Source organism: Aeromonas sp. ASNIH7 (assembly GCF_002903485.1).
In the GTDB taxonomy this organism is placed as follows: Bacteria; Pseudomonadota; Gammaproteobacteria; order Enterobacterales; family Aeromonadaceae; genus Aeromonas; species Aeromonas caviae.
This window is the reverse complement of the sequence record NZ_CP026226.1, coordinates 991,717-1,012,890: the sequence shown is the minus strand read 5'-3', so window position 1 is coordinate 1,012,890 and position 21,174 is coordinate 991,717. Positions and strand designations below refer to the sequence as shown.

Below are 21,174 nucleotides of genomic sequence, written 5' to 3'. Positions count from 1 at the left end.
CCGTTCGCAGCACAATGGTCGAGGGAAAAGAAAGAATGAGCGCGGTGGCGAGTCAAAGAAAAGCGCCGCAAGCGAAAGCGCACTGCGGCGCATACAGAGTTCCAAGCAAGTTACCCAAAAAAAGCCGTCAATGGGCCTTGCTTCCACTCATAGGCAATATTTAGATATCATGAAAAACGATGATATTTAAGATTGGAATAAAAATGAAAAATATCAAGAGTATGGATCTCAACTTGCTCAAGGCGCTGGACGCATTGTTAGACGAACGCAATGTGACACGGGCGGCGGCCCGTCTGGGACTAACCCAGCCGGCCTTGAGTGGCATGCTGACGCGGTTGCGCGAGAGCTTCGGTGACCCGCTTTTCGCGCGCTCGCAGCGGGGTATCGTTCCAACGCAGCGGGCGCTGGATCTAGGGATGCCTGTCAAGCAGGTGCTCGCCGAAATCGACGCGCTGCTCCAGCCACCTTCCTTCAATCCGGCCACCGCACAACTGACCTTCTCCATCGCCGCGACGGACTATGCGCTGCGTGCCGTTGCTGTCCCATTTCTATCGGCACTTAAACGGCACGCACCGCGTGTACGAGTCTCATTAGTGCCAGTCGAGAGCGGGCAGCTACAGAACCAGCTTGAGCGCGGTCAGATCGATTTAGCCCTCCTGACGCCAGAGATCACTCCGCCAAATCTGCATGCCCGAGAGCTGTTCAAGGAACACTATGTGTGTGTCCTGCGGGAAGACCATCCTGCGGCTATGGGGCGCAAGCTGACCGTTAAACAGTTCTGTGCTCTCGACCATGCGCTTGTTTCCTACGATGGTGGAGGTTTCCGCGGCGTCACCGACGATGCGCTAGAACAGTTGGGCAAACGACGCAGCGTCACACTGTCGGTCAAGAGCTTTCTGATCTTGCCAGACATCCTGCGTGCCAGTGACATGGTTGCGATCTTGCCGAGCCGCTTGGTCGCCGGTATGGACAAGCTGGCTATCTCCCTGCCGCCGGTGAAGATACCGGGGTTCACCAAGACGGCTGCTTGGCACGAACGCACCCATCACGATCCAGCACATCGCTGGATACGAGCACTGCTGTTCACTTCCTGTGCTAACAACAAGTAGGCAAGATCGCTCCTATCGTCATGCTCAGCACAACTCTACCTCGCACTACAAATAAGCAATCAGTCGGCTCAATTGGAGACGCGCCCTTTCGTAGCGCCGCTGCGAGATAGCCTAGTCGGTGGATGGCAGAACCTAGGCCTTGATATCATATTTTATGATATCAAAAATAGAAACTTAGGATTTCACTTATTGCAGATGGAGGCTCATGATTTGCTCCATGACCACTTGAATGACGCAGCCACCCCTGTTGCGTCATCGACATTTTGTGAAGGAGCTTCGATATGAGCAAGCAACAGAACGCCATCCTCTGGCCCGAAGGCTACACGCCGGGCTTTACTGAGAATTTCGCCTCCAATGAGATCATCGCCGCCGGCTTGAGCGCGGCCGACGTATGGCCTCTACTCGTCACACCATCGCTGTGGCCAAGCTACTACGCCAACTCGGCTAACGTGTGCTTTCATGACGGCAAAGGCCCGGTACTGGCCGACGGCGATCGGTTTTACTTCGAGACCTTCGGCTTCCCGGTAGAGGGGCAGTGCAACGAATACGTGCCACCTGCGGATGGGCAACCCGGCCGCGTGGCCTGGCACGGCTGGTCCGGCGAGGAAGGCACAGATACGCGCCTGGATGTGCATCACGCCTGGCTGGTTGAGAACCTGGACGGCAGGCGCGTGCGCATCCTCACGCAGGAAACTCAGAAGGGCAAACCGGCCGAGGAGCTGCACAACGCCAAACCCAACCCGATGATCAACGGCCATCAGGACTGGCTCGACAGCTTGGTCGAGGCAGCGCGCAAAGCCAAGCAGGCGTAGTGGTCTCCGGCCGCTTGATCCCAAGCGTCTGAACGGAGAAAACCATGATGAGAACTCCCCTCAGGATTCTGCTGGTCCTGACTTCGCAGGCAACGATGGGCGACGAACTGCTCAACCGCGAATGGTTCCGCAGTCGGACCGAAGCGAAGGTGCTGATCGAACGTTGGCGACAGTTCTACAACGAGCAGCGGCCGCATAGCGCGCATGCTTACAAACCGCCGGCGACGATCCGGCGCAACTGGATCCAATCCGATAGCATCCCCTCCGAACTCACTGCCTGACTGGCTACAAAGTTCGTACTCAGGTCACCTTGGCGCAGGCACTGAAGGTGGAGCCACCCGGAATGGGTGCTCCCACCGCCTTACGCGCACTGGCTCGAACTCTCCCGAGGCGCCGGCAAGCTCGTCACATAGCGACTAGAGAGAGGAGGTGACCGTACGAGTTCCCAGCGCCCGATCCACTCTGGGAGCTGGGTCGCCTAGCGACTACGCTACCAATGGAGCTAGCGATCAACTCGATAACTTGAGCGTGATAACGCCCAGGATGATCAACGCCACGCCAAGGTATCGCATCAGGGAGGTTGGGTCGCCATAGAAATGAATTCCGACTAAGAAAGTTCCCGCCGCTCCGATACCCGTCCACACCGCATAAGCAGTCCCAATCGGTATCTGACGCTGAGCAAGCCATAGGAAGGCGCCGCTAATTGTCATGAAAGAGACGGCTACTGCGACCCCACTCCAACGCGATGTTGGCTCTTGCGCCATTTTCAGCCCGACCGGCCATCCGATTTCAAACAATCCAGCCAAAACAAGATAGATCCAACCCATTGCGATTCTCCTTCAAATTTTTCATATCCGGCATACATACTCCGGCATGACCACCAGCTTAGTAGATTGGCCCCTTGAAGATCCAGACACTTCGCCCCTCTTAACTTAAGAGGTAGTCTTGGAGCTATGTTCAGTACTAGTCACAACGAGAAGATGGTCGAAGTGTTAACAGGGGCCGAGCGCCGTCGACGCCGGACTCCACAAGAAAAGATCGCCATCGTGCAGCAGACCTTTGAGCCCGGGATGACCGTCTCTCATGTTGCTCGCTTGCACGACGTCAACGCAAACCAGCTTTTCAAATGGCGTAAGCAATTCCAAGAAGGGTCTCTCACGGCGATCACCGCCGGTGGGGATGTTGTTCCTGCTTCCGAGTTGGCTGCTGCCATCAAGCAGATCCGAGAGCTACAACGTCTGCTCGGGAAGAAGACCATGGAGAACGAGATCCTCAAAGAAGCCGTGGAGTATGGTCGAGCAAAAAAATGGATTGCGCATGCGCCCTTGTTGCCGGGGGACGACGATTAAGTGCTGTGAGCCAGGCTCTTAATGTATCGCGTGCGCAGCTATCCGTTCGTGTTCATCGAAAACCGGGTTGGCAAGATGGTCGTCATCATCGCCAGCGTGATGATGCAGCCTTACTTGGCCGTATCATGGAGGCGATGGCAGAGCTTCCCTCCTATGGCTATCGCCGGGTCTGGGCGCTGTTACGGCGTCAGTCTGAGGCAACAGAACAACCTGTGGTAAACGCTAAGCGGGTATATCGCGTCATGCGCGAGCATGGCTTGCTGCTGGAAAGAAAACCAGCTGCACCATTGGCCCAGCAGGCACATAAGGGGCGTGTTGCCGTCAAGGAGAGCAATCGACGGTGGTGCTCAGATGGCTTCGAGTTTCGCTGTGATAACGGTGAAAAACTACGTGTCACGTTCGCCATGGATTGCTGCGATAGGGAAGCGTTGGACTGGGCGGCCAGTACTGGGGGTTACGACAGTGACACTGTGCAAGATGTCATGCTGAGGTCTGTCGAACGTCGCTTTGGGGATTCGTTGCCGGCATCACCGGTGGAGTGGCTGACTGATAATGGCTCGGCGTATCGAGCCCATGAGACCCGCGCGTTTGCACGAGAAATCGGGTTGGAGCCCAGAACTACTGCGGTGAGAAGCCCACAGAGTAACGGTATAGCGGAGAGCTTCGTGAAGACGATGAAGCGAGACTATATCGAGATGATGCCAAAACCGGATAGCCGAACAGCGGTAGGCAATTTGGCTATCGCGTTTGAGCATTATAACGAACACCACCCGCACAGCGCCTTGGGATACCGTTCACCCCGGGAATTTCTGCGCAGTCGGGTATCACAATCCTAAGCGGGAAAAAGTGTCTGGACCTATGGGGTCAAATCCACTTCGTAAGCCCCCTCAATGACCAGACCGGCCACGTCGCCTTTATGGGGCACTCGCACATCGGCCACGGTGTTGCCGCAGACAAGGCCATTGCTGCACACGAACCGGAACATTCCGGCCAGCATCTGATAGCTGCTGGTGCCGTCGTGCGAGTTCAGCAGCACGATTTCGTTGGCCTCCGCGCCGTTGATCTGGCTGGCATGGCGCAAGCGAATCATGTGTTTGGTGTGCTCGCGCTTGCCTTCGTCGCGCACGCGGGTTTGCGTCACCATGAAAGGCTGGAAGCCTTCTTTGCGAAGCTCGGTCAGCACGGCGGCGGTGGGGATATAGGCGTACCGCTGCGAACGGCTCTCGTGCGGGGCATCCGCGAAGATGGACGGGGCCACGCGGTGAATCTGGTCGTCGGACAGCGGGTAATCGCTGCGCAGCGAGGGGGAGCGGAAAGCGAAACGGGATGCGAGTTGCATGGTCTTTCTCCTGACAAAAGAGGTTTGCTGTTCACACCGCACACCGGATTTCTAGATTCGGAGCCCAGCCTTTCGGCTGTTTGGTGCGGTCGGCACGAGGAACCCGGTTGGCCCTGTTGCCACCGTCTTTCCTGAGTTCATCGCCCGCGCCCAAAGGAGCGCGCGGACGGGGGCCGTCAAGGAGCCAAGCGCAGGGTTGGTGCGGCCCGCAGGCGCAGCCGAGGACACGGCCCTGCGCGCCTTGACGGCACACGGTCGCGGGCTACGGTCGCGGGTAAGGTGATGAAGTCAGGGGAGACGGCTGGACAAGGCAACGGCCATCCCTTTGTGCTGACCGCACGCAAGCGAAGCGCGCAGGCCCGAAGCTGGAAGCCGGGCCGTAGGCGTCAGCGATGCGGAAGGCTGGCGAAGCCAGTCCCGCCAGGGATGAGCGACTAGCGAACCTGGAGCAGCGCGATCCGCGAAGCGGAGACGCAAGAGGACTCTTCGTTTACCATTTGTTTCGCAAGCAAATGATGGGAAAGCAAGAACACGGAGATATAGAGATGATTGTCTGCATCAACCGCCTCAAACAGTTCGGAATCTTCAGCGACTTCAATGGAACGAAGATCCAAAAGTTCGGCCGGTACAACCTGGTCTATGGTTGGAATGGAACAGGCAAGTCAACGTTATCGAATCTATTCTCTTGCTTTGAGCTTCGCTCGATGGTTCCCCGCTTCAGCACGGGCCAATTTTCAGTAGTTCTGGAGGATGGCTCAACGATCACGGAATCCACACTCCACTCATCCCAATTGAATATTCATGTTTTCAATCAACGCTTCGTGCATGAGAACATTGATTGGGACAAATCCGTAAAGAGCATCCTTCTTATTGCGAAAGAGAAGATTGATGACTTGCAGAAGCTGGAGAAGCTGAAGAGCGAGCTTCAGTCGAAAAAGAAGGCTCACGACGACAAGCAAAGCGATATCAAGAAGCAGCGTGAGGCATTAGAGAAGTTCCTGACCAATGCTGCCAAGAAAATGAAGCTTGGACTTCAGGCGATTGATACGAGCGACAGTTATTACTTGAATTACGACCGCCGCAAGCTCTTCAACTTCATACAGAATAACGGCGAGACAATTATCAAGGCGGAGTCGGTTCTTCCAGATGAGAGGGTTATCGACCTTACGAATGCCGCCAAGCCAGATCAGCTTCCAAGCATTGCTTTCGCCTCAACGGCCATTGAGCCGGACTACTTTAAGAAAGCGGCGGGCCGCATCAGAGATTTGATTGGGACTACGGCGGTCAATCAAGCAATCCAGCGGCTGACCGATAACCCGGAAATCCGCGAATGGGTTCAAGCAGGCTTGGAAATCCATAAAAACCACGACTCGCAATCCTGCGAGTTCTGCGGCTCTCCGTTCGCCCAGCTTCGTGCCGAGGCGCTTGCTGCCCACTTCAGCAAGGAGTTCACGGAGTTTCAGAGCCGACTTCAGAACGCGGCGACATGGATTGAATCTCAAGGCGCTCCAGCTAATCAGTTTCCCGCATCGACCGAGTTTTATAAAGAACTATCGGCCGAGGCAGAGAAGCTTCAAAAGGACTACGCAACTGCTGCTGAAAAGATCGACCAGCAAATCGACGCCTGGCGGGAAGCCCTGAAGGCCAAGATCACAGACCCTGGGAAGACAGACATTCAGATCTCGGATGTGGTTGAAGACGATGTCACCAATTTCAATGACATCCTGAAATCGATTGTTGCTCTCGTTGGAAAGCACAACAATAAGACTTCAAATTTCAAATCTGAGACCTCAAAAAGCAAGGTGGCACTGGAGCTTCACTTTGCTGCGGCTGAGGTGCAAGAGTTTGACTATGCTGGAAGTGAGAAGAAGTGCAATGACCTTGAGTCAGAAGCAAAGAACGACCATAAGGAAATTGAAAAAATTAGTCTAGAGGTCGGAGCCATAGAAGCGGCGCTCTCGAATGAAACGGTCGGGGCAAAGGAGTTCAATGACATCCTGCATCGCTTCATTGGCCGCTCTGAGCTTTGCCTGAACTTCAATCAGAAGAAGAAAGGCTATGAGATCATCAGAAACGGGGTTGGTGAGCACGATGGGAATTTGAGCGAAGGTGAGAAAACTGCGATTGCATTTGTCTATTTCATCACGAAGCTCAAAGAAAATGGAAATAACATCAAGGATACGATCGTCGTCGTTGACGATCCGGTCTCAAGCTTTGATTCTAATCACTTGTTTCACGCCTACTCGTTTTTGAGAACGCAATGCACTGAAGCCAAGCAACTTTTTGTGCTGACTCACAACTTCACTTACTTTAAGCTAGTGAGAGACTGGTTCACTGGCACCAATAGGAATCGAGTCAAAAAAGGCAACGCCGAGAATTGCTTCTTTTATCGCCTGGATGCGCCACCTGGCTCCCCTCGTCACTCCCTACTTGTGGATGCCGACGACTCACTCAAGAACTACGGTTCCGAGTACCACTATATCTTCAAGAAGCTCTACGAATATAGGGCGCACACAACACTCAATCGAGATGAGGCGTTCTTGACCGCCAACCTCGCCCGAAAGCTTGTTGAATCGTTTTTCACCTTCAAATATCCAAGGCGTCGAAGCGACATTAGTCAATTGATGGAGGCTGGCCTAAAAGATTGCACCATCACGACACCAGAGCTTAAAGAAAAAATCTACCGCTTTATCAATAAGTATTCACATAGCGACGTTATTGAGATAACAGAGGAATCCGCAGAAAACTTGGCAGGCGAAAGCCACAGCGTCATCGGGAACATCTTCCAGTGGCTGGAAGAGGTGGACAAGAAACATTACGACGAGATGATTCAGGTTGCGACGGCCTGAGCATCAGGCCGCGAGGGCCATAGCTATGCCACCAGGCGCAGCAAAAAGGGGCCGAAGCCCCTTGGGCTAGATCAGCCCATGCTCGGCGAACGATGCCGTTTCGTTGCCCGCAACGATGATGTGATCGAGCACGCGCACGTCCACCAGACCCAACGCTTCCTTGAGCCGCTGGGTCAGCGCCCGGTCAGCCGCGCTCGGCTCGGGGTTTCCGCTCGGATGGTTGTGCGAAACGACGACCGCCGCCGCATTGAGCCGCAGCGCCTCCTTGACCACTTCGCGCGGATACACCGACGCACCGTCAATAGTGCCGTGGAACATCTCCCTGTATTCGATCAGACGATGGCGCGTATCCATGAACAGCACTACGAACACCTCATGCTCGAAGCTGGCCAACTTTGTACGCAAGTATTCCTTGACCGCCGCCGGCGAAGTGAACTCTGCTCCGCGCCGCATTTTCCGGTCAATGACCTGGCGCGCAGCTTCCAGAATGTCGTCGGCCGATGCCGGTAGATAGCGCCCGTGCGCGTCGCGCACCAGCAGACAGGAATCGAACGAGGGAAAGGACAGTTGCGACATGATCGTGCTCCGGTTGCTCGGGCGGAATTGCCCGGAACCGGCGGCAGCACGGCGCAGCGCAAGCAGTCAGGGGTCGCAGACGGCCGCCAGGACGCAAGCGCGCATGGCGCGCGCCGCCCTTGACGGCGAGAACGCCGTGATACGGTGAAGGGAACAGCAAGACCGCCCACACCCGCCCACTGCACAGAGTCGATTTTTGGCAAGCGGAGCGCGCAGGCCCGGATCAACGAGCCGGGACGGAGGCGTCAGTGATGGAAGCCCGACAGGGGCGAGACTCGCGCAGCGAAGCTCGATGCGCAGCACGACAGCGCGACGGCGGCACGCCGGGACGCCCGACTGCTTGGGACAGGACTACTCGTTGTCCGTCTTGCGCTGCTCGATTTGCAACTGCGCCCGTTGCGTTGCCTGTTGCAGCCGCTCCACCAGCACGCCCCTCGGCGGCAAGGCGGTCAGATACTCGGCAACGTGGATGCCGGACTTGTCCAGCTCCAGCAATTCGATCTGCTCGCGCTTCTTGCCGGTGCAAAGGATGATCCCGAGCGGCGAGGCTTCCTCCGGCTCCCGTTCGTGCTTGTCTAGCCACCGAAGGTAAAGCTCCATCTGCCCTTTGTAGGCCGCCTTGAAGTCACCTACCTTCAACTCCACCGCAACCAGCCGCCGCAGCTTGCGGTTGTAGAACAGAAGGTCAAGGTGGAAATCCTCGTCGTCGATCGGAATGCGCTTCTGCCGGGCGACGAATGAGAAGCCCGCGCCCAGCTCCAGCAGGAAGGACTCCATTTCACGGATGATCGCCGCTTCCAAGTCGCCTTCCTGCCAAGTGTCCCGCAGGCCCAGGAAGTCGAGGATGTACGGGTCGCGCATGACCAGGGCCGGCGACATGCGCTGCGCATCGCGCAGGGTCGCCAACTCCTGCGCTATGGTTTCTTCCGGCTTTTGGGAAAGCGCCGTGCGCTCGTACAGCATCGAGTCGATACGCTCGCGCAGCGTCCGCACGCTCCAGCGTTGGGTGCTGGCCATCTGTGCGTAGTAGTCCCGCTGGAGCGGGTCTTTCAGCGGCATCAGGGCGATGAAGTGCGTCCAGCTCAATTCTCGTATCAGTGATACGAGAATTCGCTCGTCGGGGAAGGTGGCGGCGAACTGCACCATGCGGCGCAAGTTCTGCTCTGCAAAGCTGCTGCCGTACTCCTCCACCAACTGCGCAGCCAAGGTGGGCAGAACTTCCTTGCCGTAGGCGCCCCGGCGCCTGTCCAAGACCTGCGTGTGGATGCGTTGGCCGATGCGCCAGTAGAGCATCGTAAGCTCGCTATTCACCGTCGAGGCGGCGCGCAAGCGCGCCGCCTCGATCAGTGCCCGAATGTCGCCCAGCAGCGCCGCGGGCGCTGCGAGCGATGCTGCTGATGGCCGGCGCCCGTTCATGCCACCGCCTCCGCAAGCTGCCGCGCGCCCGTGATGGCTTGGCGGCGGCTGGCCACCAGCTCGGCCGCCTCGCGCACCGGCTTGTCCTCGGTGTGGACGTAGTGCATGAACATCGCCACGGTCTTGTGGCCCGTCAGCTTCATTCCCACTTTGGTCGGCACACCGGAATTGGCAATGTCGGTGGTCGAGCGATGACGGATGCCGTGCGTGCCTACGTGCGGCACGCTGGCGGCCTTGAGCGTCCGGCACCAGCCGCCATAGTGCTCGCCAAAGGTCAGGTGCTTGGCCGGGTCGTTCGGCGACGGCAGGACGTAAGGGCAGCCTTCCAGACGCGGCGCCGTCGAAAGCAGCCGATAGGCTTCCTCGCTCATGGGCTTGGAAATGCCGCCAACCTTGCTGTCGGGCCACACCACGCGCCGGTTCTCGAAGTCCAGCCAGCTCCATTCGAGCGGGCAGATTTCGGAGCGCCGCGCCGCAAACTCGAATTGCAGCCGGATCGCCAACGGGATGACGTAGTTCTCCAGCCCCTCCGCCTCCAGTTTCTCCAACTGGCGGAAGATCCGCACCATTTCCTCGTCCACGATGAGCCGGGTTTCCTTGCCCGGCGGGTACATCGGGACGTGGCGGCACGGATTCGTGCCGTCCGGGCGGAAGCCCCAGACTTCGGCCAAGTTGAACATCTTGCGCAGCACGCCGAAGGTCTTGTTGGCCTCGGTCGGCTTGTAGGCCAGCTTTTCCATGAGCCCCGCAATGTCGGGCCGCTTCACGTCATGCACCTTCTTGCGGCCCAGCAGCGGGATGATGTTGCGGTCGATGACGCCCTGGTAGCCGTCCTGCGTGCTGACCTTGTTGCGCTTCTTGGAGTAGTCCTCCATGAACTTTTTGCACAACTCGGCCATCGTGGGCGCCTTGCGCGCCTCGGCCTTGGCACCGCCGGGATCACCACCCCGGCGAACCTCGGCCAGCCAGTCCTGCGCTTTGACCCGCGCCTGTTCGACGGTTAGCTCCCCGTAGAGTCCCAGCGAGGGCTTGCGGGGCTGGCCAGAGTTCGTGCGGTACTGGAGCATGAACACCCGGCGTCCCGTCGAGGTAATCTTGCAAAGGAAGCCGGGCACGACGGTATCCCGTAGTTCGATGTCCTTCGCCTGGGGTTGCGCCGACTCTACGGCGGTCTTGGTGAGCTTGATCTTTGCCATGATGACTCCTTGGAACGACCCGGATTCCAGGAGCCAGATAGGAGCGGCGCGAGGGAGAACCGGGTCAAGTTTCAGAAAGCACCGGCATATGATGGAAGCGCGTAAGCTATTGATAAACCTGCTGTATCGGGCTACGTCGCAGTCCAGCGAACTACCGGGCTGGAGTCATCGTGAAACAAAAAATGGCTTTCATGGACAACTCCGCGTCGCCTTGTCAGACGGCGCAACACTACTGTGCTTACCAGCCCTATTGGCGTTGTGTCGCGAGGAGGAGCCCGAGGTTGAGATTCGCTTTTTTGAGGTGCCACTATCCCAACAAATCAAAGGATTGCACGACGACCTGTATGACGTCGGCTTTGCACAGTCCGACGACGTAGGTGATGGAATCGTCGCACTTCCCGCGTGGACTGACACGCTTATGGTGGCGCTGCCAGCTCGGCATCCGTTGCTGGCTCTTAAGCGAATTCCATTGGATGAACTGCTGCGCTACCCGCTAGTGCTATCTGATCCTCAAGTGTGCGAGGGCCACGCCAAGCACATTGAGCGAGTACTTAGCCGGGCTGAAATGCAGCCTCTAGTTGCCGAGCGGGTTACCACTTTCGACCTGATGATGGCGTTGGTATCTGCCGGTTTTGCACTCGGACTTACAGGGGCTGCACACATTGCAGCCTCCCGAGAGCCAGGAGTCGTGGCGAGGCCGCTTTCGACACGCGTACCACCTTTGACGACCTATCTACTCAGACTTGAAGGCGATCCGTTTGACGAGCTTGCGCGCTTCATTCAGCGAGTACAGGCCATCGAATTGCCAGAGTTTCTCAGGTCAACAAAAAGCCGAAATCCCGATCTTCCGGAGGAATTGATGCCATGAGACTCGCCATCACGCTCGTCGCTGCAATGCTAGTCGCATGCGGTCAATCTGATAAACCGCACAAAGCCACTAGTGCAGAAAAGAAAACCCCGACAGTAGAAGAGCTGGTGGCAGACCCGGAACAGCTCAAGAAGTTGCGCCAGCAATGCAAGACGGATCGGCCTACTTTGGGCGAACTGCTTTGCAACCGGGTAGCGGAGGCAACACGTAAGCGGTTCTACGGTGACGGAAAAACGCCATACACACCGCCCAAAGAATCCCCCAAATTCTGAAATTCAGCAATTCAGCAATTCAGCAATTCAGCAATTCAGCAATTCAGCAATTCGCTAGTCTGCCTGAATCTTCTGTTCGGCACGCTGATATTCGCCGGCGCTTACGGAGTCACTCCCTGGCTAGACACAGCGCGAATTCATTCTTTCTTATCGACCTTTCTGCCCCAAACGGTCTTTGACCGGCACTAAGCCAGCACCGATCCTGACGCCTGCGGCACATTTCTAAGCCGCGTTTCCCAAGGGAATCAGCGTAGGAGAGATTGGAGGCGGGGCTATGCAAGGTACGAATGTGCTGTTCGGTCAGATAGCCGTGGTATTCGGCATCGTGATCGCGGGTGTGTGGGGCGCCACACAATGGACGGCAGCAGCCCTTGGCTATCAGGTACGCCTTGGCTCCCCCTGGTTTGATTTCCTCGGCACACCGATCTACCTCCCGTGGAAGCTGTTTGAGTGGTGGTTCTTCTTCGATGCCTACGCGCCACGCGTTTTCGACACGGGCGGTGCCATAGCGGGTGGCAGTGGCTTGCTGGCGGTGGTGGTCGCAGTCTGCATGTCGATCTGGCGCTCTCGTCAATCACGCCTAGTCACGACCTATGGCTCGGCACGCTGGGCAAGTACGGAGGACATTCGCAAAGCCGGCCTTACGCAGCCGATCGGCGTGTTCCTCGGTCAGCACGATGGCAAGTACCTTCGGCATGAAGGCCCGGAACACATCCTCACTTTCGCGCCCACGCGCTCAGGCAAAGGCGTCGGCCTTGTGGTGCCGACGCTGCTTTCTTGGCCTGCATCCGCCGTAGTCCACGACATCAAGGGCGAGAATTGGCAGATCACCGCAGGTTGGCGCTCACGCTACTCACACTGCCTGCTGTTCAATCCGACCGATGCGAAGTCGGCGGCCTACAACCCGCTGCTAGAAGTTCGGCGCGGCGCACATGAAGTGCGTGACGTACAGAACATAGCCGACATTCTGGTCGATCCAGAAGGCGCGCTTGAGAAGCGCAACCATTGGGAGAAGACTTCGCACGCGCTGCTGGTCGGGGCCATCCTGCATGTGCTCTACGCGGGCGAGGACAAGACGCTGCGCGGCGTCGCCAATTTCCTCTCCGATCCGGCCAGCCCCTTCGAGCTGACCTTGCACCGGATGATGACCACACAGCACCTCGTGAACGTGGAAGGTGGTGGCCCGCATCCAGTCGTCGCTTCGGCGGCGCGCGAAGTGCTCAACAAGTCGGACAACGAGCGTTCCGGCGTGTTGAGCACCGCCATGTCGTTCCTGGGCCTCTACCGCGACCCCACGGTGGCCGAAGTCACCTCGCGCTGCGACTGGCGTATCGCCGACCTGATCGCGTCCGAGCATCCGGTGTCGCTTTATCTGGTAGTGCCACCTTCGGATATTTCGCGGACGAAACCGCTCATTCGCCTGATCCTCAACCAGATCGGCCGACGGCTCACCGAATCGCTCGACGGCAGCGACGGCATCGAACGCCGCCACAAGCTGCTGCTGATGCTCGATGAGTTCCCGGCGCTGGGCCGCCTGGACTTCTTCGAGACGGCGCTTGCCTTCATGGCGGGCTACGGAATCCGCAGTTTTCTTATCGCCCAATCGCTCAACCAGATCGACAAAGCCTACGGCCAGAACCATTCGATTCTGGATAACTGCCATGTCCGCGTGACGTTCGCCACCAACGATGAACGCACTGCGAAACGGATCTCCGAAACGCTTGGCACCGCTACCGAACTGCGCGCGCAGCGCAACTATGCCGGGCACAGATTGGCACCGTGGCTGGGGCACCTCATGGTGTCGCGGCAGGAGACGGCCCGCCCGCTACTGACGCCCGGTGAAGTGATGCAGCTTCCGACTGAGGAAGCTGTGGTGATGGTGTCCAGCGTGGCACCGATCAAGGCCAAGAAGCTGCGCTACTACGCCGACGCGAATTTCAAGAACCGCGTTTTACCGCCGCCTGTGCTCGCGGCCGGGCAATACGCGGACGCGCCACCGGCCCGGCCCGACGACTGGAGCGGCCTATCGATCCCAGCCGTGTCAACGGTCCGGGCTGCGGGCCTGTCCGGCGATGGCACAGGCACCGCCGATGACGGCGGCCCACGCCGACAGCCGGAGCTATCCGAAGTCAGCGAATACAGCCCCGAACCGCTGCTCGCCGGCCATGACCTGACTCTGCTCGATGACGACGACGACCTGCCGCTGCCGCTTCCCGGCCAGCTCGACCCGGCCATGCAGCGCACGGCCCGGCTGGCTTCCCTCGACCCCAACGACGGAATCGACTTATGAGCCAATACCGCCTCAATCTGTTCATTCAGCCCGAGCACGCCAAGCGTCTCGAAGAACTGGCCGCCAAGAAAGGCGTGTCCAAGTCGTCCATTGTCGCGGCGGCGCTCGCGTCGTGGCTATCGCCCGATGCTGGCGACCAGCGCGAGGCGGCCATCGCCAAGCGGCTCGATCGCCTGTCGCGGCAGGCCGAGCGCATGGAGCGCGACCAGAACATCCAGATCGAAACACTGGCGCTGTTCATCCGCTACTTCCTGACCGTCAGCACCCCGATTCCCGAAGCCCATCAGGACGCAGCTCGCGCCCAAGGCAAAGCGCGTTTCGAGCAATTCGTGGAGCGGCTCGGCCGCCACCTGCTGCGTGGCCGCAGCCTGGTGCGCGACGTTGTGGAAGAACTGCACCCAGACCCGGCGCGAATGGATGACGCGGAGGCACTGGCTGAAGCGCAGGAGCGTGCCTCATGAGCGCCATTCCGCAAACCCCGCCCGAACTCTCATCCGCCGCAACCTCTCTGGATCGCCGTATCCAGATGCTGCGCACGGCAATGGGGCCAGTCATCGCCGCTGCGCTGGCCGACCCCGACGTGGTGGAAATCATGCTCAACCCCGACCGCACCCTATGGGTGGATCGGTTGTCATCGGGCCGCATGCCGCTGGGCGTGGAGCTGTCCCAAGACGATGGCGAACGCATCATCCGGCTGGTGGCTGCGCACGTCGGCGCAGAGGTGCATCGCGGGCGGCCGCTGCTGACCGCCGAGCTGCCCGAAACCGGCGAGCGGTTCGAGGGCATCTTGCCGCCCGCAGCGCCCGGCCCAGCCTTCGCGCTGCGCAAGCGCGCCGTGAGCATCATCGGGCTGGATCGCTATGTGGCCGACGGCATCTTGACCACAGGCCAGGCCGAGTTCCTGCGCCGCGCCGTGCGTGAGCGCCAGAACATCCTGATCGCCGGGGCGACGAGCAGCGGCAAAACCACACTCGCCAATGCCTTGCTTGCGGAGATCGCCGCCACGGGCGACCGCGTGCTTGTGCTCGAAGACACCATCGAGCTGCAATGCGCAGCCCGCGACCATGTGCCGCTGCGCACCCGCGCTGGCGTCGTGTCTATGACCGAGCTGGTGCGGGCCACGATGCGCCTGCGCCCCGACCGCGTGATCGTCGGCGAGGTACGCGGCGGCGAAGCCCTGGACTTGGTTAAGGTGTGGGGCACCGGCCACCCCGGCGGCATCGCCACCATCCACGCCGGTTCCGCGCTGGGCGCGCTGCTGCGCCTCGAACAGTTGATTCTTGAAGTGGCGGTGAACCCACCGCGTGCGCTGATCGCCGAGGCGGTCAACGTCGTGATCCACATCGCCGGGCGTGGCCGCAAGCGCCGCGTCGAAAGCATCGCCCGTGTCGTCGGTTTCGACGGCACCGGCTATCGCCTGGCGGACGCGCTGGAAACACCGTTTCCCGAGCTGATGCCGGTTCCTCTCGCAGCCGATGCCGCTGCGCCTTCCTCGTCCCTTGACCTACCTGGAGAACTGCCATGACGCAGATGCACGTTCACGCTTTCCGTAATTCCGTAAATCCGGTTTCAACCATCGCACGCCTGCGGCGGCTGGCCGGCCCCGCGCACCACGGCCTGCTGCTGGCCGCAGTCATGCTGATGACGGCGGGCACGGCGAAGGCATCCGGCTCCTCGATGCCGTGGGAAGGCCCGCTGCAATCCATTCTGGAGTCGATTCAGGGGCCGGTGGCACGCATCGTCGCGGTCATCATCATCATCGCCACGGGCCTCGCGCTCGCCTTCGGCGACACGTCGGGCGGCTTTCGCAAGCTGATCCAGATCGTGTTCGGTTTGAGCATCGCGTTCGCCGCGTCCTCGTTCTTCCTGTCGTTCTTCAGCTTCTCCGGCGGGGCTGTCGTATGAGTGGCCCGGATAGCTTCGCGGCCGGCTTCGAGGTGCCGCTACATCGCTCGCTGACCGAGCCGCTCTTGATGGGCGGCGCACCGCGCACGGTGGCGATTGCCAACGGCACGCTAGCCGCTGCCGTCGGGCTGGGCCTGCAACTCTGGATTCCTGGCGTAGTGCTCTGGATCGTCGGTCACTCGCTGGCCGTGTGGGGCGCGAGGGTCGATCCGCAGTTCATGCAGGTCTTCGCCCGGCACATCAAGCACAAGCCGCTGCTGGACGTGTAGGAGACGCCGCCATGCTTAACCTTGCCGAATACCGCCAGCGGCCCGCCTTGCTGGCCGACTGGCTTCCCTGGGCTGGGCTGATCGCGCCGGGCGTGGTGCTGAACAAGGATGGCTCGTTTCAGCGCACGGCGCGCTTTCGCGGGCCTGATCTGGACAGCGCCACGCAGGGCGAATTGATCGCCACGACGGCACGGCTAAACAACGCGTTGCGCCGGCTGGGTTCGGGCTGGGCGCTGTTCGTGGAAGCCGAGCGCCAGTCGGCCGCGGACTATCCGCATTCCGACTTTCCCGAACCGCTGTCCTGGCTGGTGGACGAAGAACGCCGCGCTGCCTTTGAGGAATCGGGGAACCACTACGAAAGCAGCTATCACCTGACGCTAGCCTATCTGCCGCCGGAGGAATCCCGCGCTCGTGCAGCCAAGCTGCTCTACGAGCACGCGCCGGGCGATGGTGTGGACTGGCGCGGTCGGCTTGACGCCTTCCTGGCAGAAACGGATCGGGTTTTCGACCTGCTCGATGGCGTGATGCCAGAAATCGTCTGGTTGGACGATGCCGCGACGCTGACTTATCTTCACGCCACGGTGTCCACGCGGCGCTACCGGCTGGCCGTGCCCGAGGTGCCTTTCCACCTCGACGCACTGCTGGCCGATTCCGCCCTAGTCGGCGGCCTTGCGCCCATGCTGGGTGACCAGCATCTGCGCGTGGTGTCGGTGCGGGGCTTTCCGACCTCGACCTGGCCGGGCCTGCTGGACGACCTCAATCGCCTGGGCTTTGCCTATCGCTGGAGTACCCGGTTTCTCTGCCTCGATAAAGCCGAGGCGGAAAAGGAGCTGGGCCGCCTGCGTCGCCAGTGGTTTGCGAAACGGAAGAATGTCATTGCGCTACTGCGCGAAACCATCTTCCAGCAGGAATCGCCGCTGGTGGACACGGATGCCAGCAACAAGGCGGCCGACGCGGATGCCGCCTTGCAAGAGCTTGGCAGCGATCAAGTCGCCTTCGGCTACCTCACCGCCACGGTGACGGTGTTCGATGACGACCCTGCCGTAGCCGACGAAAAGCTGCGCATGGTGGAACGTGTCATCCAAGGACGTGGCTTCGTCACCATCCCCGAAACCTTAAATGCAGTCGATGCGTGGCTGTCGTCCATACCAGGCAATGCCTATGCCAACGTGCGCCAGCCCATCGTCTCGACGCTGAATCTGGCGCACATGATGCCGGTGTCCGCCGTGTGGGCTGGGCCGGAGAAAAACGCCCATCTCGACGGCCCGCCGCTGATCGTCACGCGCACGGATGGCGCGACGCCGTTCCGGCTGGTGACGCACATCGGCGACGTGGGGCATACGCTGGTCGCGGGGCCGACGGGCATGGGAAAATCTGTCCTGCTGGCGATGCTCGCCTTGCAGTTCCGCCGCTATGGCGGCTCGCGCATCTTCGCCTTCGACATGGGGCGATCCATGCGGGCGACGGTGCTGGGCCTGGGCGGCGAACACTACGACCTCGGCGCGGACGGCGCCATTGCCTTTCAGCCCTTGGCCCGTATCGACAGCGAAGGCTATCGCACCTGGGCCGCCGAGTGGATCGAAGGCCGCCTGCTGCATGAAGGCGTGACCGTCGGCCCCGACGAGAAAGCCGCCATTTGGTCGGCGCTCGGCAGCCTCGCTGGTGCGCCGGTGGAGCAGCGCACGATGACCGGGCTTTCGGTGCTGCTGCAATCGAACGCGCTGCGGCAGGCATTGTCGCCGTATGTGCTGGGCGGCGCGCACGGCAAGCTACTGGATGCCGACCGCGACCGGCTCGGCAGCGGCGACGTGCAGGGCTTTGAGATGGAAGAGCTAATGCACAGCCCCGCCGCCGTGCAAGCGGTGCTGCGCTACTTGTTCGCCCGCTTCGATGCACGTTTCGACGGTGCTCCCACGCTGCTGATTCTCGATGAAGCCTGGCTATTCCTTGATGAACCGTCCTTCGCGGCACGCATCCGGCAATGGTTGAAAACTCTGCGCAAGAAAAACGTGTCGGTGATCTTCGCCACGCAGTCGCTTGCCGACATCAAGGATTCGACCATCGCGCCCGCGATCATCGAAAGCTGCGCGAGCCGGATTTTCTTGCCCAACCCGCAGGCGACCGAGCCGCAGATTCGCACGGTCTACGAGGGCTTTGGCCTCAACAGTCGGCAAATCGAAATCGTCGCCACCGCGCAGCCCAAGCGCGACTACTACTACCAATCGCGCCTGGGCAATCGTCTGTTCGACCTCGACCTGGGGCCAGCCGCGCTCGCCTTCTCGGGCGCATCCACACCGCAAGACCAACGCGACATTGACCGAGTGCTGACGCAGGCCGGCGCTCCCGGCTTCGCCGGTGCGTGGCTACGCCATCGCGGCCTCGATTGGGCCGCCGACCTGCTGCCGTCCTCGCCGTCGGCGGCTTCTTTCCTCGCTACTCAACCCCTGGAGATTTCGCCATGAAGACCCGTGTGCTTTCCGTTTCGCTCGCCGCCGCGCTGGCCGGCTCGCTGATGCTCGCTCAGCCAGCGGCGGCGCTCACTTTCGTTGATCCCGTCAACTTGGTGCAGAACACGCTGACTGCCATCCGCACGCTGGAGCAGATCAACAACCAGATCAACCAGCTCCAGAACGAAGCGCAGATGTTGATGAACCAGGCGCGCAACCTGGCGAATCTCGACTTCAACATCGTCAACCGGCTGCGCTCGACGCTCGCCACGACTGAACGCCTGATTGCCGAGGCGCAAGGGCTGGCCTACGACGTGCAGAGCATGGATGCCACGTTCTCGCGCCTGTACCCGGAGCAGTACGCCGCCACCATCAGCGGCGACCGCATGGCACAGGACGCACGCGAACGCTGGAAGAACACGCTCGACGGCCTGCACACCGCGATGCGGATGCAGGCGCAGGTGTCGCAGAACCTGACGCAAGACGAAAGCGCGCTGGCCGACCTCGTGAGCCAAAGCCAATCGGCCACGGGTGCGCTGCAAGCGATGCAGGCAACGAACCAGCTTCTCGCCTTGCAGGCCAAGCAGTCCATCCAGGCCCAGCAGCTCCAGATCACACAAGACAGGGCGGCCTCGCTGGAGCTGGCGCGGCAGGCAGCGGCCACCGAGCGCGCCCGCGAAGTGCGGCGGCGCTTCCTGGGCACCGGCACGCCGTACACACCGCAGTCCGTCAACTTCTACAACAACTGACGGGAGGCGGCCATGCGATGCGTTCCTGTCCTGCTGGCCGTGCTGCTGACCGCATGCGGCCAGCAGCCGGCTGAAGACCTGACCGCCACCTTGGCCGCCGATCCCGTGCGGCTCAAGGCGCTGCGCGCCCAATGCGCAGCCGACCGGCAAACCGCAGGCGAAGACACCTGTCGCGCCGCTGCCGAAGCCTTCCGGCGGCGCTTCTTCACCGGCCAGACTGGGCCGGACGAATACCGGACGCTGGCAGAACTGCCGCCGATTCCGGCGAGTTTCGACACGCCAACCGACGACGCGCCGGAAGGTGATGCGTCGCTCGCCGCTGCGGAGGACACGCCATGAACGACGTAACGATCATCGACAGATTCCTCGATACCTTCTCGCGCTACATCGACTCCGGTTTCGGTCTGCTGCAAGGCGAAGTCGCGTTCCTGACGGCCACTCTCATTGTCATCGACATGACCATTGCCGGTCTGTATTGGGCCATGAGCCATGCGACCGGCCAGGGCGAGGACGTGATCGCCAAGCTGCTGCGCAAGGTGCTTTACGTCGGTGCCTTCGCCTACATCATCGGTAACTTCAATTGGCTGTCGAGCATCGTGTTCCGCTCGTTCGCCGGGCTAGGCATCACCGCCACTGGCTCGGCCATAACGATGGAGAACTTCTTGCAGCCGGGTCGGCTTGCCAAGACCGGCATCGACGCCGCTGCGCCGATCCTCGACCAGATCGGTGACATGGCCGGCTTCCCCGAAGTGTTCGTGAACCTCGACCCCATCGTGGTGCTGTTCATCGCTTGGCTGGTGGTGATCCTCTGTTTCTTCGTGCTCGCGGTTCAGCTTTTCATCACGTTGATCGAGTTCAAGCTGACCACGCTTGCCGGCTTCGTCTTGATCCCGTTTGCGCTCTGGAACAAAACCTCGTTCCTCGCGGAAAAGGTGCTCGGCAATGTGGTTTCGTCAGGCATCAAGGTCTTGGTGCTGGCGGTAATCGTCGGCATCGGCTCGGGCCTGTTCGCGGAGTTCCAGGTTCATCCCGACGAGCCTTCCATCGACCATGCGCTTGTCGTGATGCTGGCTTCGCTTGCCTTGCTGGCGCTGGGCATCTTCGGCCCCGGCATCGCCACGGGCCTTGTGTCCGGTGCGCCGCAGCTCGGCGCGGGTGCGATGGCGGGCGCTGCCGTCGGCGCGGTAGGCACGGGTGTTGCCATCGGTGCCGCCGCGACCGGCGTGGGCGGTGCCATCATGGCGGGCGCACGCATGGCCCCGGCCGCCGCAAAGCTGGCCGGGAGCGGCGCACGCGCCGCCACGTCGGCGGCCAGCAGCGCCAAGTCCGCATTCCAGGCCGGTTCCGCCGCTGCGGGCGGCGGGGCTAAAGGCGCGGCTGCGGGCCTCGGCAATGTCGCCAAGACCGGCGCGCAAGCGGCAGGCCGCCGAGCTGCATCGGGCGCTTCCGCTGCCGGTCAGAAGGTGGCCGACTCCTTCCGGGCAGGATGGAACGGTGCGGATGTCGGCGCTGCCGGTTCCGGCCAGGCCGCCGCAGGCGAAGGCGCAGCCAGCGCGCCGAAGCAAGAGCAACCCGCCTGGGCAAAGCGGATGCACCGCCGCCAGCAGATCACCCATGCCGCAACCACCGCAGCCCACACGCTGCGCAGTGGCGACGGCGGCGGCTCAGGGCAAGGCCCAAGCCTGCGCCCCGATGCGTGACCCGATACCTGACCACCAAGGAGAACCC

19 protein-coding genes and 2 pseudogenes are annotated in these 21,174 nt (G+C 60.6%); 16 read left to right on the top strand and 5 right to left on the bottom strand.

Annotation, left to right across the window (positions count from 1 at the left end; all coding sequences use genetic code 11):
* Positions 1 to 203: 203 nt before the first annotated feature.
* The 3 genes and pseudogenes from C2U47_RS04565 to C2U47_RS04555 all read left to right on the top strand — a co-directional run.
* Entirely contained in the window at positions 204 to 1,109 is a 906-nt protein-coding gene (locus tag C2U47_RS04565; protein WP_023093368.1) for a LysR family transcriptional regulator, read from the top strand.
* 281 nt (positions 1,110 to 1,390) lie between these two features.
* On the top strand, positions 1,391 to 1,921 hold the full coding sequence (locus C2U47_RS04560) for a hypothetical protein (protein WP_000043569.1): 531 nt from the start codon (positions 1,391 to 1,393) through the stop codon (positions 1,919 to 1,921).
* A gap of 101 nt (positions 1,922 to 2,022) precedes the next feature.
* Positions 2,023 to 2,202 (top strand): annotated as a pseudogene (locus C2U47_RS04555) (integrase core domain-containing protein); the annotation flags it as partial.
* A 228-nt stretch (positions 2,203 to 2,430) separates the two neighbouring features.
* On the opposite strand, the gene C2U47_RS04550 reads toward C2U47_RS04555, so the two are convergent.
* Positions 2,431 to 2,748: a DMT family transporter gene (locus tag C2U47_RS04550; protein ID WP_000539741.1), complete on the bottom strand. Its 318-nt coding sequence runs from the start codon at positions 2,746 to 2,748 to the stop codon at positions 2,431 to 2,433.
* A 153-nt stretch (positions 2,749 to 2,901) separates the two neighbouring features.
* Here C2U47_RS04550 and C2U47_RS04545 point away from each other — a divergent pair.
* A pseudogene (locus C2U47_RS04545) lies at positions 2,902 to 4,100 on the top strand (IS3 family transposase); the annotation flags it as partial.
* Between the two features lie 26 nt (positions 4,101 to 4,126).
* Here C2U47_RS04545 and C2U47_RS04540 read toward each other — a convergent pair.
* Positions 4,127 to 4,609 carry a DUF932 domain-containing protein gene (locus tag C2U47_RS04540; protein ID WP_442778399.1) on the bottom strand — a complete coding sequence of 161 codons (483 nt, stop codon included), beginning with the start codon at positions 4,607 to 4,609 and terminating at the stop codon, positions 4,127 to 4,129.
* Positions 4,610 to 5,001: 392 nt separating this feature from the next.
* Between C2U47_RS04540 and C2U47_RS04535 the strand changes: the two genes are divergently transcribed.
* Positions 5,002 to 7,458, top strand: coding sequence for an ATP-binding protein (locus tag C2U47_RS04535; protein ID WP_001223964.1), 2,457 nt, complete (start codon positions 5,002 to 5,004; stop codon positions 7,456 to 7,458).
* A 66-nt stretch (positions 7,459 to 7,524) separates the two neighbouring features.
* On the opposite strand, the gene radC is transcribed toward C2U47_RS04535, so the two are convergent.
* The 3 genes from radC to C2U47_RS04520 all read right to left on the bottom strand — a co-directional run bounded on the left by radC (position 7,525) and on the right by C2U47_RS04520 (position 10,646).
* A complete protein-coding gene (radC, locus tag C2U47_RS04530) occupies positions 7,525 to 8,034 on the bottom strand; it encodes a RadC family protein (protein ID WP_003092330.1) in 510 nt (169 codons plus the stop codon).
* Between the two features lie 351 nt (positions 8,035 to 8,385).
* Positions 8,386 to 9,450: a PDDEXK nuclease domain-containing protein gene (locus C2U47_RS04525; protein ID WP_003092331.1), complete on the bottom strand. Its 1,065-nt coding sequence runs from the start codon at positions 9,448 to 9,450 to the stop codon at positions 8,386 to 8,388.
* Positions 9,447 to 10,646, bottom strand: coding sequence for a tyrosine-type recombinase/integrase (locus C2U47_RS04520; protein WP_001062689.1), 1,200 nt, complete (start codon positions 10,644 to 10,646; stop codon positions 9,447 to 9,449). Before C2U47_RS04520 ends, C2U47_RS04525 begins: the two co-directional genes overlap by 4 nt.
* A gap of 88 nt (positions 10,647 to 10,734) precedes the next feature.
* Here C2U47_RS04520 and C2U47_RS04515 point away from each other — a divergent pair, with 88 nt between their 5' ends.
* The 11 genes from C2U47_RS04515 (at position 10,735) to trbL (ending at position 21,146) form a co-directional block, all read left to right on the top strand.
* The gene (locus C2U47_RS04515; protein ID WP_225989971.1) at positions 10,735 to 11,514 is read left to right on the top strand and encodes a LysR family substrate-binding domain-containing protein; all 780 of its coding nucleotides are present in this window, start codon (positions 10,735 to 10,737) and stop codon (positions 11,512 to 11,514) included.
* Entirely contained in the window at positions 11,511 to 11,786 is a 276-nt protein-coding gene (locus tag C2U47_RS04510; protein WP_004883082.1) for an EexN family lipoprotein, read from the top strand. Before C2U47_RS04515 ends, C2U47_RS04510 begins: the two co-directional genes overlap by 4 nt.
* A 274-nt stretch (positions 11,787 to 12,060) precedes the next feature.
* The gene (locus C2U47_RS04505; RefSeq protein ID WP_004883083.1) at positions 12,061 to 14,076 is read left to right on the top strand and encodes a conjugal transfer protein TraG; all 2,016 of its coding nucleotides are present in this window, start codon (positions 12,061 to 12,063) and stop codon (positions 14,074 to 14,076) included.
* The gene (locus C2U47_RS04500; protein ID WP_004883086.1) at positions 14,073 to 14,537 is read left to right on the top strand and encodes a ribbon-helix-helix protein, CopG family; all 465 of its coding nucleotides are present in this window, start codon (positions 14,073 to 14,075) and stop codon (positions 14,535 to 14,537) included. Before C2U47_RS04505 ends, C2U47_RS04500 begins: the two co-directional genes overlap by 4 nt.
* Positions 14,534 to 15,601, top strand: a complete 1,068-nt coding sequence (gene trbB, locus C2U47_RS04495) for a P-type conjugative transfer ATPase TrbB (RefSeq protein ID WP_004883088.1) — start codon at positions 14,534 to 14,536, stop codon at positions 15,599 to 15,601. The genes C2U47_RS04500 and trbB overlap by 4 nt, the downstream gene beginning before the upstream one ends.
* Positions 15,598 to 15,981 (top strand): TrbC/VirB2 family protein, encoded by a 384-nt coding sequence (locus tag C2U47_RS04490; RefSeq protein WP_004883090.1) that lies wholly within the window; start codon positions 15,598 to 15,600, stop codon positions 15,979 to 15,981. Before trbB ends, C2U47_RS04490 begins: the two co-directional genes overlap by 4 nt.
* On the top strand, positions 15,978 to 16,250 hold the full coding sequence (locus tag C2U47_RS04485; RefSeq protein ID WP_004883097.1) for a VirB3 family type IV secretion system protein: 273 nt from the start codon (positions 15,978 to 15,980) through the stop codon (positions 16,248 to 16,250). Before C2U47_RS04490 ends, C2U47_RS04485 begins: the two co-directional genes overlap by 4 nt.
* 11 nt (positions 16,251 to 16,261) lie before the next feature.
* Positions 16,262 to 18,712, top strand: a complete 2,451-nt coding sequence (gene trbE / locus C2U47_RS04480) for a conjugal transfer protein TrbE (RefSeq protein WP_004883099.1) — start codon at positions 16,262 to 16,264, stop codon at positions 18,710 to 18,712.
* On the top strand, positions 18,709 to 19,446 hold the full coding sequence (gene trbJ / locus C2U47_RS04475; protein ID WP_004883101.1) for a P-type conjugative transfer protein TrbJ: 738 nt from the start codon (positions 18,709 to 18,711) through the stop codon (positions 19,444 to 19,446). Before trbE ends, trbJ begins: the two co-directional genes overlap by 4 nt.
* A gap of 12 nt (positions 19,447 to 19,458) precedes the next feature.
* On the top strand, positions 19,459 to 19,785 hold the full coding sequence (locus tag C2U47_RS04470; protein ID WP_004883103.1) for a hypothetical protein: 327 nt from the start codon (positions 19,459 to 19,461) through the stop codon (positions 19,783 to 19,785).
* Positions 19,782 to 21,146 carry a P-type conjugative transfer protein TrbL gene (trbL, locus tag C2U47_RS04465; RefSeq protein WP_103261468.1) on the top strand — a complete coding sequence of 455 codons (1,365 nt, stop codon included), beginning with the start codon at positions 19,782 to 19,784 and terminating at the stop codon, positions 21,144 to 21,146. The genes C2U47_RS04470 and trbL overlap by 4 nt, the downstream gene beginning before the upstream one ends.
* The last annotated feature ends 28 nt before the right edge of the window (positions 21,147 to 21,174 follow it).

Coding starts and splice junctions, on each gene's coding strand:
- C2U47_RS04565 (WP_023093368.1), top strand. CDS start 204: ATGAAAAATATCAAGAGTATGGATCTCAACTTGCTCAAGGCGCTGGAC.
- C2U47_RS04560 (WP_000043569.1), top strand. CDS start 1,391: ATGAGCAAGCAACAGAACGCCATCCTCTGGCCCGAAGGCTACACGCCG.
- C2U47_RS04550 (WP_000539741.1), bottom strand. CDS start 2,748: ATGGGTTGGATCTATCTTGTTTTGGCTGGATTGTTTGAAATCGGATGG.
- C2U47_RS04540 (WP_442778399.1), bottom strand. CDS start 4,609: ATGCAACTCGCATCCCGTTTCGCTTTCCGCTCCCCCTCGCTGCGCAGC.
- C2U47_RS04535 (WP_001223964.1), top strand. CDS start 5,002: ATGCGGAAGGCTGGCGAAGCCAGTCCCGCCAGGGATGAGCGACTAGCG.
- radC (WP_003092330.1), bottom strand. CDS start 8,034: ATGTCGCAACTGTCCTTTCCCTCGTTCGATTCCTGTCTGCTGGTGCGC.
- C2U47_RS04525 (WP_003092331.1), bottom strand. CDS start 9,450: ATGAACGGGCGCCGGCCATCAGCAGCATCGCTCGCAGCGCCCGCGGCG.
- C2U47_RS04520 (WP_001062689.1), bottom strand. CDS start 10,646: ATGGCAAAGATCAAGCTCACCAAGACCGCCGTAGAGTCGGCGCAACCC.
- C2U47_RS04515 (WP_225989971.1), top strand. CDS start 10,735: ATGATGGAAGCGCGTAAGCTATTGATAAACCTGCTGTATCGGGCTACG.
- C2U47_RS04510 (WP_004883082.1), top strand. CDS start 11,511: ATGAGACTCGCCATCACGCTCGTCGCTGCAATGCTAGTCGCATGCGGT.
- C2U47_RS04505 (WP_004883083.1), top strand. CDS start 12,061: ATGCAAGGTACGAATGTGCTGTTCGGTCAGATAGCCGTGGTATTCGGC.
- C2U47_RS04500 (WP_004883086.1), top strand. CDS start 14,073: ATGAGCCAATACCGCCTCAATCTGTTCATTCAGCCCGAGCACGCCAAG.
- trbB (WP_004883088.1), top strand. CDS start 14,534: ATGAGCGCCATTCCGCAAACCCCGCCCGAACTCTCATCCGCCGCAACC.
- C2U47_RS04490 (WP_004883090.1), top strand. CDS start 15,598: ATGACGCAGATGCACGTTCACGCTTTCCGTAATTCCGTAAATCCGGTT.
- C2U47_RS04485 (WP_004883097.1), top strand. CDS start 15,978: ATGAGTGGCCCGGATAGCTTCGCGGCCGGCTTCGAGGTGCCGCTACAT.
- trbE (WP_004883099.1), top strand. CDS start 16,262: ATGCTTAACCTTGCCGAATACCGCCAGCGGCCCGCCTTGCTGGCCGAC.
- trbJ (WP_004883101.1), top strand. CDS start 18,709: ATGAAGACCCGTGTGCTTTCCGTTTCGCTCGCCGCCGCGCTGGCCGGC.
- C2U47_RS04470 (WP_004883103.1), top strand. CDS start 19,459: ATGCGATGCGTTCCTGTCCTGCTGGCCGTGCTGCTGACCGCATGCGGC.
- trbL (WP_103261468.1), top strand. CDS start 19,782: ATGAACGACGTAACGATCATCGACAGATTCCTCGATACCTTCTCGCGC.